The organism is Pseudomonas coronafaciens pv. oryzae str. 1_6 (assembly GCF_000156995.2).
GTDB classification, from domain to species: Bacteria; Pseudomonadota; Gammaproteobacteria; order Pseudomonadales; family Pseudomonadaceae; genus Aquipseudomonas; species Aquipseudomonas tremae.
Genome location: NZ_CP046035.1, coordinates 282,626 through 297,741 on the forward strand (window position 1 = coordinate 282,626; position 15,116 = coordinate 297,741).

Consider the following 15,116-nt stretch of genomic DNA (forward strand, 5'->3'; position numbering starts at 1 on the left):
ACCCAAACCATGAGCCTCGCACCTCCTGCTCGCGAAGAGTACGAAATCACGCTGGAGCCTTTCACTCAGGAAGACCTGGCCCGAGACCTGCCGCTCGCGCAGCGCATCTGGCAGCTGAGCTGGGTGCGCAAAAGCGTGATCATGATCGCCCTGGCCGTTATCTGGGAGCTTGCGGCTCGGCTGCAGAATAACGATCTGCTGCTGCCGAGTTTCCTGCAGACGGCCGCCGCCTTTTATGACGGGCTGATCTCCGGCGAGCTACCGGGCAAGGTGTGGATCTCTCTGACGGTGCTGATCCAGGGCTACCTGATCGGCATCGTACTGGCGTTCGCTCTGACCACACTGGCAGTGTCCACTCAACTGGGCCGCGACTTGCTGAGCACGTTGACCGCCATGTTCAACCCGCTGCCTGCCATTGCGCTGCTGCCGTTGGCGCTGTTGTGGTTCGGACTGGGGCAGAACAGCCTGATCTTCGTGCTGGTGCATTCGGTGCTGTGGGCGTTGGCGCTCAATACCTACGCGGGCTTTCTCGGCGTTTCGGAAACCCAGCGCATGGCCGGGCGCAACTATGGCCTGAAGGGCTTGCGCTTCGTCTGGCACATTCTGATTCCTGCTGCCCTGCCATCGATTCTCGCCGGCCTGAAAATCGGTTGGGCCTTTGCCTGGCGCACTCTGATCGCCGCCGAGCTGGTATTTGGTGCCTCGTCCGGCAAAGGCGGGCTGGGTTGGTACATCTTCCAGAATCGTAACGAGCTGTATACCGACAAGGTTTTCGCTGGCCTGGCTGCAGTGATCCTCATTGGGCTGCTGGTCGAGAACCTGCTGTTTGCCAACATTGAGCGCCTGACCGTCAAGCGCTGGGGCATGCAGCGTTGAAACGCCTTCTTCTTTCGAATAATCAGGGTGAGAACCACATGACAACTGCATTTCAACGCCAGGCACTGACTGTGCTGGCAGCCGCTCTCGGCTTGTGCGGTGCCTTGCTCAGCAGCGGCGCGCAGGCGGAAGGCAAGATCAGCATCGCTCAGCAATTCGGTATCGGCTACCTGATCCTCGACGTGGTGCGTGATCAGAAGCTGATCGAGAAACACGGCAAGGAGCAGGGGCTTGACATCAAGGTCGACTGGAACAGCATTTCCGGTGCTACGGCAATGAACGAGGCGCTGCTGGCCGGTGCTCTGGATGTTGTATCGGCAGGCGTGCCACCGATGCTGACCATCTGGGACCGTACCAAGGGCAAGCAGAACGTCAAGGCCATCGCTTCGCTGGGATCGATGCCCAACTATTTGCTGACCAACAACCCCAACGTGAAAACCATCAAGGATTTCACTGACAAGGACCGCATAGCCGTACCTGCTGCCGGCGTGGGTTTTCAGTCGCGCACCTTGCAGATCGAGACCGCCAAGGTATTCGGTAACGACAACTACAAGAAATTCGACAACATCTCGGTGAGCCTTGCGCACCCGGATGCAACGTCAGCGTTGATTGCTGGCGGCTCGGAAATCAACTCGCATTTCTCCAGCCCGCCGTTCCAGTATCAGGCACTGGAAAACCCCAATGTCCACAAGGTGCTCAGCTCTTATGACGTGCTGGGTGGTCAGGCGACGTTCAACGTGCTCTACACCACCGAAAAATTCCACGACGAAAATCCCAAGACCTACAAGGCGTTCTACGCCGCACTGGCCGAAGCCGAGAAGATCATCAAGGCCGACAAGCCGGCTGCCGCGCAGACCTACATCCGCGTCGAACAATCGAAATTGCCGCTGCCGCTGGTAGAGAAAATCGTCTCGGACCCGGAAATCGACTTCACCATCACCCCGCAGCGCACCTTCATCTACGCCGAGAAACTGCATGAGCTGGGCGTGCTGAAAAACAAGGCCGCGAGCTGGAAGGATTACTTTTTCGAAGAAGCGCAGGGTACTGACGGCAGTTGATCAGTGTATGAAAACCTAGCAACTCTACGAGTAGCGGATGCCTCTTCAACCCTTCACTGTGAGGAGCAGTGAGGCGTGCCTCGCTTTACCCACCGCTACCTGGTTACTCGCCATGCCTCAGCAAATCAGTCTGTGCCGATACCGTTACGACGCGCTTGACCGTATCGCGACCCGCACACCGCTCGCCAAGGCCATCACGAAGGTATCCCGGCAGTCCGGCCCGCTGCCGGGTTTCAATGGCGAGTTGCTTGATTCCATTACCGGTCACTATTTACTGGGTAATGGCTACCGCGCCTACAACCCCGTGTTGATGCGCTTCAACAGCCCCGACAGTCTCAGCCCATTCGGCAAAGGCGGGCTGAATGCGTATGCATATTGTGGGGGGGATCCGGTTAATCGCGCTGATCCGGACGGACGTGAGTTCATAGATGTATTACTCTCATCTGTCTATATCGGTGGGGGTCTTTTCACGGCAGGCATTGGTCTGATGCTTAATCGTTCATCGATAAGAGCGGTGATCAAAGGAGTAAAGGTGAATTCCGATCTGGATGCACCTCCCGGTCAGCTCGTCACGGTGCCCAGAAGAAAGGCAAATACGACGGAGAGAATTTCAGCTGTTGTTGCGATAGGGGCGGTGGCAAGTGGTATTACGTGGGCCTCTTCTTTTGTTGTCCGAAATGTCGATCCTGACTCAGCTGTCGCTCTCCCATTGACAGCGGTCGCTGTAGCTTTTTTTGTTCCAACTGTAGGCATGCGTAGCTGGGGTTTTGCGCGTACAGAAGCGGCAAAGCGCGCGGCACGCCGAACTGCAAATATCCGTAACGAAGATGAAGTGACCCGCTTATAGGTCATACGTATCTGAGCGCTGATCTAAATACCTATCGACGTTGATAGTATTTTCTGACAACCCCTCGTGCCACTCTGACGTTCCCTGCAACATGCTGCGTCATGTTGCGCTAAACGGAAGTTTGATGGTTGACAGCACGGAGAGGTCATGAATATTAAGACGGCGGTATATATAAAAAAAGGGTGCAGGCCGCACAGTACTCTTATCAAAACGATAGCGACGGTGACAGTACTGTCGACATTGCTGGGCTGTCAGCCTCGCATGACCACCCCGACAGTACCTCTTGAGGTGCCACACTCTGCCGGCAAAGCCGCTGCACTGGAATTATGGCAACGAGACAAGAATGCTCCTGGCGGGTGGAAAATGACCTGCAGCATTCCGTGGGGTCAAAAACTCGTTCAAATGGGCGGCGACTATTCATGCGACAATGATGCTGCTACTGCCTACAGGTTAAGCAATGTTTATCCTCTAGACGGCACTCCGACCGTCATCGCTTTTTATGACGATAGATGCAATGACGGCAATCGTTTTGACGACGATTATTATAAGTACAAATTGACCAAGTCTATAGAGAATTTCTGGCCTAACTCTCTAGCGCCGGACCTTCCGCCGGGTGATGTAACAGACGGGCTGGAATATTTTGAGGGGCTTTATAAAGACGGTATTGACGGGAAATTATCCTGTGTGAATATCTACAAAGAAAGCGCTGAATAAAGATGTGTGGATTTAAGGGGCACTGTGTGCGGCTGTTCATGTTGCACCGGTGACCCCGCGTTTCCCAGCCGGCGTCTCTGAGGGGCATCGGAGGGTAATCCTCCTCGTCAGATCACTCATTCTTGCTCTTCGGCTCAAAAAGACATCGCAGGTCTGGCCCACGCCGGGTTATTCCAGTGCAAAAGTTCTTCGCCCAATGAACCCTGCCCCTCGCGCAAAGTCGCATGCTCACGTTATTCTCTCCTGATATCTCCCCACCCCTGGCTGCCGCACAAGGAGTCTGCATGCCCGTTCGTCCTTCTAGACTGATTACATTCGGTCTCGCTGCTGCCTTGGCGATGCTGGCGGGGTGTGGCGAGGAAAAGCCGCTCGCTCCGGAGCTGCCAAGGGTTTATGTGCAAACGGTAAAAAGTGCCGACTTCGCGGCCAGCGTGGCGTTGACGGGCGATGTTCAGGCCCGTGTGCAGACCCGCCTGTCTTTCCGGGTCAACGGCAAGATCATCCAGCGCAATGTGGATGTCGGCGATCGCGTCACTGCCCGGCAGGTGCTGGCCCGACTTGATCCCAAGGATCTGCAGATCAATGTCGATTCCGCCGCTGCCTCGGTGGCTGCCGAGCAGGCTCGCGTGAGCCAGACCCGCGCAGCTTTCGTCCGCCAGCAAAAGCTGTTGCCCAAGGGCTACACAAGCCGCAGTGAATATGACTCTGCTCAGGCGGCTGTGCGCGGTAGCGAGAGTTCGTTGAAAGCGGCGCAGGCGCAGCTGGCCAATGCTCGCGAGCAACTGAGCTACACCGCGCTGATTGCAGATGCGCCAGGGGTGATCACTGCGCGTCAGGCTGAGGTCGGACAAGTCGTGCAAGCTACTGCACCGATTTTCGATCTGGCCCGTGACGGCGAGCGCGATGCGGTGTTCAACGTGTATGAATCGCTGTTTGTCCAGCCGCCTGTCAATCAGCCGGTGCAAGTCACTTTGCTCGAAAACCCGAATATAAAAGTCAGCGGCAAGGTGCGCGAAGTGACGCCTGCCGTCTCGGCGCAGACCGGCACGTTGCAGGTCAAGGTCGCGCTCGATTCGTTACCGCAAGGCATGGACCTGGGGTCGGTGGTCAGTGTGGCGCTGAGCGCACCTGCCAGTGCCAGCGTAGAGTTGCCTTGGGCGGCGCTCACCAAGGACCTTGGCGAGCAATTAGGCAAGCCCGCCGTGTGGGTGGTGGACGAGCAAGGCAAGGTCAACTTGCGCAAAGTCACTGTCACCCGCTACCTGACCGCCAAGGTCATCATCGGTGACGGGCTCAAAAATGGAGAAAAAGTTGTGGTGGCAGGCGGACAGTTGCTACATCCGGACATGCAGGTCGAAATTGCCGAACAGCCTGAACAGCAAAACGCGCAGGTGAAGCCATGAAGCGCCTGTCATGTCTGTTGCTGGGCGGCCTTTTGTTAAGTGGTTGCGGCAAGGATGAAAAGCCCCCCGAGCCGGTACGCCCTGTGGTCTTCGTTGAGGCACTGCCTGAATCGAATCTGGCTTTCGGGCGTTTCGCCGGCAACATTCAGGCGCGCTACCAGAGTGTGCTGGGTTTTCGAGTGTCGGGACGTATCGCCCGGCGTAACGTCGACGTCGGCAGCGAAGTGAAGAAGGGCGACTTGCTCGCCACCCTCGATCCGACCGATCAGCAGAATAACGTACGTGCCCGGCAGGGCGACCTGGCCAATGTTCAGGCGCAGTGGATCAACGCGCAGGCCAATGCCCGTCGTCAGCAAGAGCTGTTCGACCGTGGCGTCGGTGCTCAGGCGCAGCTGGACATCGCACTGACTGACCTGAAGACTGCCAGCTCGTCGCAGGAGCAGGCCAAGGCCGCTGCCCAGCAGGCGCGCGATCAATTGAGCTACAGCGAACTGCGCAGTGATCACGACGCCGTGGTTACCGAGTGGAAGGTCGAAGCCGGACAAGTCGTCACCGCAGGTCAGGAAGTGGTCACTCTTGCGCGCCCCGACATCAAGGAAGCTGTTATCGACCTGCCCGCTGCATTGGCGGAGCAATTGCCTGGCGATGTGGTTTTCACCGTTGCCAGTCAGTTGAACCCTGAGGTGAACACCACGGCGATCATTCGTGAAATCGAACCTCAGGCCGACAGCACAACGCGCACACGCCGCGCGCGGCTGTCACTGACCGATACCCCGCCAGCGTTCCGGCTGGGTACCGCCATCAGCGTGAAGCTCAGCTCGACCATCTCGCCGCGTATGCGTTTACCGATCAGTGCCCTGCAGGAAGTCGATGGCAAACTTCAGGTGTGGATCGTCGACCCGCAAAGCCAGACGGTGAGCCCCAGAACAGTGAGCATCATCAGTCGTGACAACGACAGCTTTCTGCTGGCAGACGGTGTCAAAGCGGGCGAAAAAGTTGTAAGCGCAGGCGTCAACAGCCTCAAGCCGGGTCAGCAAGTCAAAGTCGATGGGGAACGCTCGCGATGAAAGGGAATTTCAATCTGTCCGAGTGGGCCATCAAGCATCAGTCGTTTGTCTGGTACCTGATGTTCGTCGCGCTGTTGATGGGCGTGTTTTCCTACATGAAGCTTGGGCGCGAGGAAGACCCGTCTTTCACCATCAAGACCATGATTATCCAGACCCGCTGGCCAGGCGCGACGGTGGACGAGACCCTGGAGCAGGTCACCGACCGCATCGAGAAGAAGCTTGAAGAGCTGGACTCGCTGGACTACGTGAAGAGCTATACGCGGCCGGGTGAATCCACGGTCTTCGTTTATCTGCGTGACACCACCAGTGCCAAGGCGATACCGGAGATCTGGTATCAGGTGCGCAAAAAGGTCGACGACATCCGCGGCCAGTTCCCGCAGGGCTTGCAAGGCCCGTCGTTCAACGATGAGTTCGGTGATGTCTACGGCTCGATCTACGCGTTTACCGCAGATGGCTTCTCGATGCGGCAGTTGCGTGACTACGTAGAAAAGGTTCGTGCCGACATCCGCGAAGTGCCTGGTCTGGGCAAGGTCGAGATGATCGGCCAGCAGGATGAAGTGCTCTACCTGAACTTCTCCACGCGCAAACTCGCTGCGCTGGGCATCGACCAGACTCAGGTGGTACAGAGCCTGCAATCGCAGAACGCGGTGACGCCTGCGGGGGTGATAGAAGCGGGGCCAGAGCGGATTTCCGTGCGCACCTCCGGGCAGTTTGCTTCCGAGAAGGATCTGGCCGCGGTCAACCTGCGGATCAACGACCGTTTTTACCGCCTGAGCGACATTGCCGACATCACGCGCGGTTACACCGATCCGCCCAAACCGCTGTTTCGCTTTGACGGCAAACCGGCCATCGGGCTGTCTATCGCCATGCAGAAGGGCGGCAACATTCAAGCGTTCGGCAAGGCGCTGCATGAACGTATGGACGCCACGACCGCCGAGCTGCCTGTTGGCATCGGCGTACACAAGGTATCGGATCAGGCCGAGGTGGTGAACAAGGCGGTAGGTGGCTTTACCAGCGCGTTGTTCGAGGCGGTGATCATCGTGCTGTTGGTCAGCTTCGTCAGCCTCGGGTTTCGTGCGGGACTGGTGGTTGCCTGTTCGATTCCGTTGGTGCTGGCGATGGTATTCGTGTTCATGGAATACAGCGGCATTACCATGCAGCGGATCTCTCTGGGTGCGTTGATCATCGCCCTAGGTCTGTTGGTGGACGACGCCATGATTACCGTGGAGATGATGGTCACACGGCTGGAAATGGGTGAAACCAAGGAGCAGGCCGCGACTTACGCCTACACCTCGACAGCGTTCCCGATGCTCACCGGTACGCTGGTGACAGTGGCCGGTTTTGTGCCTATCGGTCTGAACAACAGCTCGGCGGGGGAGTACACCTTCACGCTGTTTGCTGTGATTGCTGTGGCGATGTTGGTGTCGTGGGTGGTTGCCGTGCTGTTTGCGCCGGTGATTGGCGTGCATATCCTCAAGGCCAATATCAAACCGAAATCCGAAGAACCCGGCCGCATTGGCCGTGCGTTCAACGGCAGCATGCTTTGGGCCATGCGCCATCGCTGGCTGGCGATCGGCATCACGGTAGGGTTGTTCGCCGCGTCGCTGTTTTCCATGCAGTTCGTGCAGAACCAGTTCTTCCCGTCTTCGGACCGTCCGGAAATTCTGGTCGACCTGAACCTGCCGCAAAACGCCTCAATCAACGAGACGCGCAAGGTAGTGGACCGCTTTGAAGCGAGCCTCAAGGACGACCCGGACATCGAGCGCTGGAGCACCTACATCGGGCAAGGTGCGGTGCGCTTCTACCTGCCGCTCGATCAGCAGCTGGAAAACCCGTTCTATGCCCAGTTGGTGATTGTCAGCAAAGGCCTGGAAGAGCGGGGCGCATTGACCGCTCGGCTGCAAAAGCGTCTGCGCGATGATTTCGTCGGCATCGGCTCCTACGTACAGGCGCTGGAAATGGGCCCGCCGGTGGGTCGTCCGCTGCAATATCGCGTCAGCGGCGAGAATATCGACAAGGTGCGTCAGCACGCCATCGAGCTGGCCACGTTGCTGGACCAGAACCCGCATGTGGGCGAAGTTATCTACGACTGGAACGAGCCGGGCAAGGTCCTGCGCATTGACATCAATCAGGACAAGGCCAGGCAACTGGGGCTGTCGTCCGAGGACGTCGCCAAACTGATGAACACCGTGGTCAGTGGTTCTACCGTGACTCAGGTGCGTGACGACATCTACCTGATCAACGTGGTCGGACGTGCTGAAGACGCCGAGCGTGGTACGCCGGAAACCTTGCAAAATCTGCAGATCGTGACCCCCAGCGGCACCTCGATTCCACTGCTGGCATTTGCCAATGTCGGCTATGAGCTTGAGCAGCCGCTGGTCTGGCGGCGTGATCGCAAGCCGACCATCACCGTGAAGGGCTCGGTGCGCGACGAGATTCAGCCGACCGATCTGGTCAATCAGTTGAAGCCGGAAATCGACAAGTTTGCAGCCGGTTTGCCGGTAGGCTACAAAGTCGCGACCGGTGGCACGGTTGAAGAAAGCAGCAAGGCGCAGGGGCCGATTGCCAGCGTTGCACCGCTGATGCTGTTCCTGATGGCGACGTTCCTGATGATTCAGCTGCACAGCATCCAGAAGATGTTTCTGGTGGCCAGCGTCGCGCCGCTGGGCCTTATAGGCGTGGTGCTGGCGCTGATTCCTACAGGTACGCCGTTGGGGTTTGTGGCGATTCTCGGGGTTCTGGCGCTGATAGGCATCATCATCCGCAACTCGGTGATTCTGGTGACCCAGATCGATGCCTATGAGCGCAGTGGGTATCTGCCTTGGGACGCTGTGGTCGAAGCCACCGAACATCGCCGTCGGCCGATTCTGCTGACGGCGGCAGCGGCCAGCTTGGGCATGATTCCCATTGCCCGCGAAGTGTTCTGGGGGCCGATGGCCTACGCCATGATCGGCGGCATCATCATCGCCACGCTGCTGACCTTGCTGTTTCTGCCAGCGCTGTACGTGGCCTGGTATCGCATCAAGGAGCCGACAGACGAACAGCGTAAGGACGCCGAGGACAAGAACGAGAGCGAAAACGCACAGCCTGCGCAAGGATGATTATTGCCCACGCCCCCGGTTTGATTATCGTCCCCACGCTCCGCGTGGGGATGCATTTCTAGACGCTCTGCGTCGCAAAGGGGACGCAGAGCGTCCTGAACTTCTGGCCAATGCGGCGCATTGACACGAGGCCTAGCGCCGCCACACGCTCGCCAGCCAAGGCTGCTGTTCCCTCGGCAGCCCCGCTGGACGGTAGTAGTGTTCCAGCTCGGTAAACCCGGCTTCAGTCAGTAATTCGCGCCACGCTTGCAGGTCGTGATAAGCGCCATAACGCTCGCCGTTCCAGCCTTCCTGGTTCTGACCGCGCGGGTTGGAGCTGAACAGCACGCCTTCCGGTTTGAGCGTGGCATACAGCTCGCGCAGCACGCGCGGCAGTTCCTGCTTCGGTATGTGGAACAACACCGCATTGGCGAAGATGCCATCGAAGCGGCCTTCCGGCAGGTCGAGTTCAAGGAAGTTTTGCTGAAACACTTCGCAACCGGTTTCGGCACGTGCCATTTCAGCGAAACGCTCGGAGCCGTCGAGCCCGACCGCCACATGCCCCATTGCCGTGAACGTCTTCAAATCACGCCCCGGGCCGCAGCCGAAATCGAGAATCTGCCACGGCTTCGGTCCGTCGATGTGGCGCAGCAATGCATCGATATTCTGGCTGACGTCGTGGTCGCGGGTGCCTTCGCGGAAGTCGTCAGCCACGCTGTTGTAATGACTGACGGTGGTCGAGGTAATCTGCGCAAGGGTCTGTGGGTCGAGTTTCATCAAAGGCGGTCCGGTAAAGGAAGACCGCCAATATACCCTCGGACCGCGCGGGCTGCTCAGCGTCTGTCGAAACTGCGCGCCAGCCGGTCACCGCCCAGTTGCACCAGCGCCACGACCGCCACCAGTAACACGATCACGGTCAGCATCACCTGTGTGTCGAAGCGTTGATAGCCATAGCGATAAGCAATGTCGCCCAGCCCACCTGCCCCGATCGCGCCGGCCATCGCCGACGAGTTGATCATGGTCACCAGCGTGATAGTGAAGCCGCCGACGATGCCGGGACGCGCTTCTGGCAGCAGCACATGCCAGATGATGTGCCAGCGCCGACAGCCCATCGCCTGCGCCGCCTCTACCAGACCGTGATCGACCTCGCGCAGGCTCACTTCAGCTATTCGCGCAAAGAACGGCGTGGCTGCGATGGTCAGTGGCACGACGGCGGCCCATACACCGTACGTGGTGCCGACGATCATCCGCGTAAACGGGATCAACGCCACCATCAGAATCAAAAACGGAATAGAGCGAAACAGGTTCACGAAACCGCCCAGCGCCCGGTTGATCGCTGGTGCTTCGTAGATGCCGCCTTTGGAACTGGTGACCAGAATCACCGCCAGCGGAATGCCCAGCAGCAATGCGATCAATGACGACACGCCGACCATCAGAAAGGTGTCGAGGGTGCCTTGCAGCAAGCGATCAGTCCACATAGCCCAATACCTCCGCGCGCGGTGCCAGTGTGCGGGCGTGGCCCAGCAGTTCGTCGCGACCGTGCGGCGAGCCGGCAACCAACAGAATCATGTGCCCGATGGCCCGGTCCTGAATACGCTCGACACCGCCCTGCAGCAATTGCACCTTGCCGCCCAGTGTCGCAAACAGCGCTGCCAGGTCAGGCCCTTGGTTGCTTGTGCCGGTGAAATGCACGTCCAGCAACATGGCCGAATCCGGTCGTTGCGGCTGATCGCTCAGGCGCTCGGTCCATTCCTTCGCCAGCCCGAGCTGCAGCGGTGCCAGCAGGGTTTTGCTCATCTCGTGCTGCGGGTCGCCGAACACTTGCCAGACCGGGCCTTGCTCGACGATGCAGCCCTGTTCCAGCACCACGACGCGGTGGCAGATATCGCGGATCACTGCCATTTCATGGGTGATCAGCACAATGGTCAGGCCCAGACGCTGATTGATCTCGCGCAGCAGGGCAAGAATCGACTGGGTGGTTTCCGGGTCCAGCGCTGAGGTGGCTTCGTCGCAGAGCAGTATCGCCGGGTCGTGAACCAGTGCGCGAGCGATGCCGACGCGCTGTTTCTGCCCGCCGGACAATTGCGCCGGATACGCCTTGTGCTTGTCCTGCAAACCCACCAGTTCCAGCAACTGTGCGACCTTGAGCGCTCGCTGCTCTTTCGGTACGCCGGCCACTTTCAATGGCAGCTCGACGTTCTGCCACACGGTCTTGGCCGACATCAGGTTGAAGTGCTGGAAGATCATGCCGATGCGTCGGCGCAGCTCGACCAGTTTGTCTTCGTCGAACTCGCCGATGTCCACCTGATCGATCAGCACCCGGCCGCTACTGGGTTGTTCCAGGCGGTTGATAGTGCGGATCAGCGAGGATTTGCCTGCGCCGCTACGGCCAATGATGCCGAAGATCTCGCCGCGCTGGATGGCCAGGTCTATATTGCCCAGGGCCTCCACCGGACCTTGCTTGCCGTGGTAGGTCTTGCCCAGGTTGATGAACCGCACATGGGCGCGGTTCAGCTCCGGGTGCAGCTCGGTGTGTTGCGCCAACTCACCTGTGCCCGTGGTGTCGAATGGCAGTTGCCGTTGCGCGGTTGCCGTCATTCTTTCCACCCTACTTGGTAGAGCTTGCCGTTGACCTTGTCCAGCGCGGCGCGGACCACCGGCGAGTGCTGGTAGATATCGACGAATTTTGCCAGGCGTGGATCGTCCTTGTGATCGGGTTTGATCACGAACTGAATCACGTATTCAGGGTGATCCATGCCGTCGAACAGAATCGCCGAATCGGCAGGAAAGGTCTTGGCCAAGCGGATATAGGCGGGGTAGCCCTGCACCAGATCAGCGTCATCGTAGGCGCGCACCAGTTGCACGGCCTCGACCTGAATGAGCTTGAGCTTTTTCGGGTTGGCGGTGATGTCTTCTTCGGTGGCCTTGTAGCCAACGCCCTCCTTGAGGGTGATCAGTCCGGCTTTGGCCAGCAGTTGCAGACCGCGTCCGCTGTTTATCGGATCATTGGCGATGGCCACGGTGGCGCCGGTCGGCAACTCATCGAAGCGCTGGTACTTTTTCGAGTACAGCCCGACGTTATTGATGATCCCCGGTGCATAAGGCACCAGACCGAAACCAGCGGCTTCATTGGCGTTGGTCAGAAACGGAATGTGCTGAAAGTAATTCACGTCGATATCACCTGCGGCGAGGCTGACGTTGGGCGCGATCCAGTCGGTGAACTCCACCAGCTCGACTTCAAGGCCCTGCTTGCCAGCCTCTTCGACAGCGGCTTCCAGCGGTATCGCAAAGGCTGCCGTGGTGCCGACCTTCAAGGGTTTATCTGCGGCGTAAGCGGTCAGGGTCAACAGCCCGAGGGCCATTGCTGCGAGGGTTTTGGTCATGGTGCGGTCCTTTAAGAGATTCTTGTTCCTGCGTTCTACACAAAGTCCTGGGGTTCCTTGAATATGGAGCTTTGTGGGAGCTGTGTGTAACCAGCGTGGGAGCGCATGTCATCATCAAATATGTCTATGTGCCGCCCCCGCATGCCGTTCCGGTAAACGATCAGTACCTTCCGGAAACAGTTTTTTACGCAAGGTGCCGTCCTGATAAGCAGTCTTGTATGACCCGCGGCGTTGCAGTTCCGGGATGACCAGATCGATGAAATCCTCATAGCTTTCCGGGGTGACGATTCGGGTCAGGTTGAAGCCATCCAGGCCAGTTTCCTCGAGCCACGATTCCAGCTCGTCGGCGACCTGTTCGGGCGAGCCGATCAAGGTGATGTAGCGGCCACCCAGCGCGTGCTGGTCGAGTAATTTCTGGCGGGTCCAGTCGTTGTTCTTGAGGTTTTTGGTCGCGGACTGGATGGCATTGTTCTTCACGTACTGAATGGGTTCGTCCAGCTCGTATTCGGCGAAATCAATACCGGTCGATGCCGCGAAATGCGCCACCCCTGCTTCTGCGCTGGCATAACGGCGGTATTCAGCGTGCTTCTCGCGGGCCAGCGCCTCGGTCGCCGCAACAATCACGTTCAGGCCCATGAATACCTTGATGTCCTCCGGGTTGCGCCCGGCCTGTACCGCGCTGGCGCGCACCTTGTTCACTTGCTCGCGGGTCGCCGTCTTGTTCTGGCCGCTGATGAACACGCACTCGGCGTTCTGCCCGGCAAACTGAAGGCCGCGCTCGGAACTGCCCGCCTGAAACAGCACCGGCGTGCGTTGCGGCGACGGTTCGCAGAGGTGATATCCCTCGACCTGATAGAACTCGCCCTGGTGCCGAACCTTGTGAACCTTGCCCGGCTGGGCGTAGACGCGCTGCTGCGTGTCGTTGATGACCGCGTCGTCCTCCCAACTGCCCTCCCAGAGCTTGTACAGCACCTCCAGGTATTCATCGGCCTGGTCGTAGCGCCGGTCGTGCTCGTTCTGCTCGCTCAGGCCCATTGCCCGCGCCGCGCTGTCGAGATAACCGGTGACAATATTCCAGCCCACCCGACCACGGCTCAGGTGGTCCAGCGTCGACATGCGCCTGGCGAACAGGTACGGCGCGTCGTAGGTCAGGTTGGCGGTCAGGCCGAAGCCCAGGTGTGTCGTCACCCCGGCCATTGCAGACACCAGCAGCAGCGGATCATTGACCGGTAACTGAATGGCTTCCTTGAGCGTGACGTCCACCGAGTTCTGATAGACGTCGTACACCCCCACGATATCGGCGATGAACAACCCGTCGAACAAGCCACGTTCCAGCAGTTTCGCCAGGTCGGTCCAGTATTCCAGGCTGTTGAATTGCGTGGAGGTGTCACGCGGATGCGTCCACAGGCCATGATTGATGTGGCCGATACAGTTCATGTTGAACGCATTGAAAAGGATCTTCTTGCGCGCCATCAGATCGTCCCCCGCAATGGGGGGGGCGTGTCATTGAGGTAGTAATTGCCAATGGCGTGAAACTTCCAGCGCACCGGGTCGTGCAGCGTGTGTACGCGGGCGTTGCGCCAGTGGCGATCGAGGCCGTGTTCCGCCAGGGTGGACTGGCTGCCGGCCAGTTCGAAAAGTGTGCTGCCAGCCGCCAGGGAAATCTCCGTGCTGATGGCGCGTGCCTCGGCCACGGCTATCGAGGCCGCCGCCACATTCTCGGCGTTGCTCTCGGCCTGTGCGATGTCCAGGAATTCTCCGGCCCGTTCCAGCAACGCTTCAGCTGCATGCAGGCGAATGCCGAGCCTGCCGAAGCTGTGCAGGGTCAGCGGATCGTCTACGGCCTTTTCGATACCCGAATCGATCCACGGTCGGGTGCGTGTGCGAACGAACGTCAGAGCGTCCTCGAACGCTGCGCGAGCTATACCGGTGTCGATGGCTGCGTGAAGAATCTGCGCCAGCGGGCCTACTGTCGTGGGGCGCTCGAAAGCGCTCTGGAATGGCACAACGTCGTCGGCGCTGACATACACGTTGTCGAATACCACTGAACCGCTGCCGGTAGTGCGCTGGCCGAAGCCGCTCCAGTCATCGATAACCTTCAGCCCCTCGCTGTCGTGCGCTACGAACACCAGTTGCTGCACGCCATTGTCGTCGATCACCGAGGTGGGAATGCGCTGGGCATACAGCGCGCCGGTTGCATAAAACTTGCGCCCGTTGATGCGATAACCATCGCCATCGCGTGTAAGGCGTGTGGTGCGGTCGTGTGCCGTCCTGGTTCCCAGTTCAGCCAGTGCGTTGCCAAAGCGTCGACCGGCCAGCGCTTCGGCGTACAGCCTTGCCTGCTGTTGCGCGCTGCCGTTCACGCGCAGCACTTCGAGCGCATAAAAATGGTTTTGCGGAATCTGTCCCAGCGAGCCATCGGCTTCGGAAATCAGCTGGATCACCTTGGCCAACGTCACGTTTGAAACACCCGCGCCGCCAAACGCTTTCGGCACGCTGATGCCCCACAGCCCGGACTGACTGTAAACGTCGAGTTCGGCATGGGGCAAACGGCGCTCGCGGTCGCGTCGGGCGCTTTCGGCTTTGAAAATTAGTGCCAGCTCGCTCGCCACGCGCAAAGCCTGAGCGTCACTGGTAATCAGCGCAGCGTTGTCACGCGCTTGAGTATTGAAGCTCATGAAGAGTGTT

13 protein-coding genes are annotated in these 15,116 nt (G+C 59.0%); 7 read left to right on the forward strand and 6 right to left on the reverse strand.

Features of this window, described 5'->3' with window-relative positions; all coding sequences use genetic code 11:
• Positions 1-9: 9 nt before the first annotated feature.
• The 7 genes from POR16_RS01395 to POR16_RS01425 all read left to right on the forward strand — a co-directional run bounded on the left by POR16_RS01395 (position 10) and on the right by POR16_RS01425 (position 9,066).
• A complete protein-coding gene (locus tag POR16_RS01395) occupies positions 10-876 on the forward strand; it encodes an ABC transporter permease (protein ID WP_005621338.1) in 867 nt (288 codons plus the stop codon).
• Positions 877-914: 38 nt separating this feature from the next.
• A complete protein-coding gene (locus POR16_RS01400; RefSeq protein WP_005888111.1) occupies positions 915-1,934 on the forward strand; it encodes an ABC transporter substrate-binding protein in 1,020 nt (339 codons plus the stop codon).
• 112 nt (positions 1,935-2,046) lie between these two features.
• Positions 2,047-2,781, forward strand: coding sequence for an RHS repeat-associated core domain-containing protein (locus tag POR16_RS01405; RefSeq protein WP_042932076.1), 735 nt, complete (start codon positions 2,047-2,049; stop codon positions 2,779-2,781).
• A 147-nt stretch (positions 2,782-2,928) separates the two neighbouring features.
• A complete protein-coding gene (locus POR16_RS01410) occupies positions 2,929-3,495 on the forward strand; it encodes a hypothetical protein (RefSeq protein WP_005888115.1) in 567 nt (188 codons plus the stop codon).
• Positions 3,496-3,779: 284 nt separating this feature from the next.
• On the forward strand, positions 3,780-4,898 hold the full coding sequence (locus tag POR16_RS01415) for an efflux RND transporter periplasmic adaptor subunit (RefSeq protein WP_005888117.1): 1,119 nt from the start codon (positions 3,780-3,782) through the stop codon (positions 4,896-4,898).
• Complete coding sequence (locus tag POR16_RS01420; protein WP_005888119.1) at positions 4,895-5,965, forward strand: efflux RND transporter periplasmic adaptor subunit; 1,071 nt, start codon at positions 4,895-4,897, stop codon at positions 5,963-5,965. The genes POR16_RS01415 and POR16_RS01420 overlap by 4 nt, the downstream gene beginning before the upstream one ends.
• The gene (locus POR16_RS01425) at positions 5,962-9,066 is read left to right on the forward strand and encodes an efflux RND transporter permease subunit (RefSeq protein WP_053931648.1); all 3,105 of its coding nucleotides are present in this window, start codon (positions 5,962-5,964) and stop codon (positions 9,064-9,066) included. The genes POR16_RS01420 and POR16_RS01425 overlap by 4 nt, the downstream gene beginning before the upstream one ends.
• A gap of 132 nt (positions 9,067-9,198) precedes the next feature.
• Here POR16_RS01425 and POR16_RS01430 read toward each other — a convergent pair whose 3' ends face one another.
• The 6 genes from POR16_RS01430 to POR16_RS01455 form a co-directional block, all read right to left on the reverse strand.
• Positions 9,199-9,822 carry a class I SAM-dependent methyltransferase gene (locus POR16_RS01430; RefSeq protein ID WP_005888122.1) on the reverse strand — a complete coding sequence of 208 codons (624 nt, stop codon included), beginning with the start codon at positions 9,820-9,822 and terminating at the stop codon, positions 9,199-9,201.
• 56 nt (positions 9,823-9,878) lie between these two features.
• Positions 9,879-10,523, reverse strand: coding sequence for a methionine ABC transporter permease (locus POR16_RS01435; RefSeq protein ID WP_005888124.1), 645 nt, complete (start codon positions 10,521-10,523; stop codon positions 9,879-9,881).
• Positions 10,513-11,643: a methionine ABC transporter ATP-binding protein gene (locus POR16_RS01440; protein ID WP_005888126.1), complete on the reverse strand. Its 1,131-nt coding sequence runs from the start codon at positions 11,641-11,643 to the stop codon at positions 10,513-10,515. Before POR16_RS01440 ends, POR16_RS01435 begins: the two co-directional genes overlap by 11 nt.
• Entirely contained in the window at positions 11,640-12,428 is a 789-nt protein-coding gene (locus tag POR16_RS01445; protein ID WP_005888128.1) for a MetQ/NlpA family ABC transporter substrate-binding protein, read from the reverse strand. The genes POR16_RS01440 and POR16_RS01445 overlap by 4 nt, the downstream gene beginning before the upstream one ends.
• A 114-nt stretch (positions 12,429-12,542) precedes the next feature.
• On the reverse strand, positions 12,543-13,901 hold the full coding sequence (locus POR16_RS01450) for an LLM class flavin-dependent oxidoreductase (RefSeq protein WP_005888130.1): 1,359 nt from the start codon (positions 13,899-13,901) through the stop codon (positions 12,543-12,545).
• On the reverse strand, positions 13,901-15,106 hold the full coding sequence (locus tag POR16_RS01455) for an SfnB family sulfur acquisition oxidoreductase (protein WP_005888132.1): 1,206 nt from the start codon (positions 15,104-15,106) through the stop codon (positions 13,901-13,903). Before POR16_RS01455 ends, POR16_RS01450 begins: the two co-directional genes overlap by 1 nt.
• Positions 15,107-15,116: the final 10 nt, after the last annotated feature.

Coding starts and splice junctions, on each gene's coding strand:
- POR16_RS01395 (WP_005621338.1), top strand. CDS start 10: ATGAGCCTCGCACCTCCTGCTCGCGAAGAGTACGAAATCACGCTGGAG.
- POR16_RS01435 (WP_005888124.1), bottom strand. CDS start 10,523: ATGTGGACTGATCGCTTGCTGCAAGGCACCCTCGACACCTTTCTGATG.
- POR16_RS01445 (WP_005888128.1), bottom strand. CDS start 12,428: ATGACCAAAACCCTCGCAGCAATGGCCCTCGGGCTGTTGACCCTGACC.
- POR16_RS01440 (WP_005888126.1), bottom strand. CDS start 11,643: ATGACGGCAACCGCGCAACGGCAACTGCCATTCGACACCACGGGCACA.
- POR16_RS01400 (WP_005888111.1), top strand. CDS start 915: ATGACAACTGCATTTCAACGCCAGGCACTGACTGTGCTGGCAGCCGCT.
- POR16_RS01420 (WP_005888119.1), top strand. CDS start 4,895: ATGAAGCGCCTGTCATGTCTGTTGCTGGGCGGCCTTTTGTTAAGTGGT.
- POR16_RS01410 (WP_005888115.1), top strand. CDS start 2,929: ATGAATATTAAGACGGCGGTATATATAAAAAAAGGGTGCAGGCCGCAC.
- POR16_RS01430 (WP_005888122.1), bottom strand. CDS start 9,822: ATGAAACTCGACCCACAGACCCTTGCGCAGATTACCTCGACCACCGTC.
- POR16_RS01455 (WP_005888132.1), bottom strand. CDS start 15,106: ATGAGCTTCAATACTCAAGCGCGTGACAACGCTGCGCTGATTACCAGT.
- POR16_RS01425 (WP_053931648.1), top strand. CDS start 5,962: ATGAAAGGGAATTTCAATCTGTCCGAGTGGGCCATCAAGCATCAGTCG.
- POR16_RS01450 (WP_005888130.1), bottom strand. CDS start 13,901: ATGGCGCGCAAGAAGATCCTTTTCAATGCGTTCAACATGAACTGTATC.
- POR16_RS01415 (WP_005888117.1), top strand. CDS start 3,780: ATGCCCGTTCGTCCTTCTAGACTGATTACATTCGGTCTCGCTGCTGCC.
- POR16_RS01405 (WP_042932076.1), top strand. CDS start 2,047: ATGCCTCAGCAAATCAGTCTGTGCCGATACCGTTACGACGCGCTTGAC.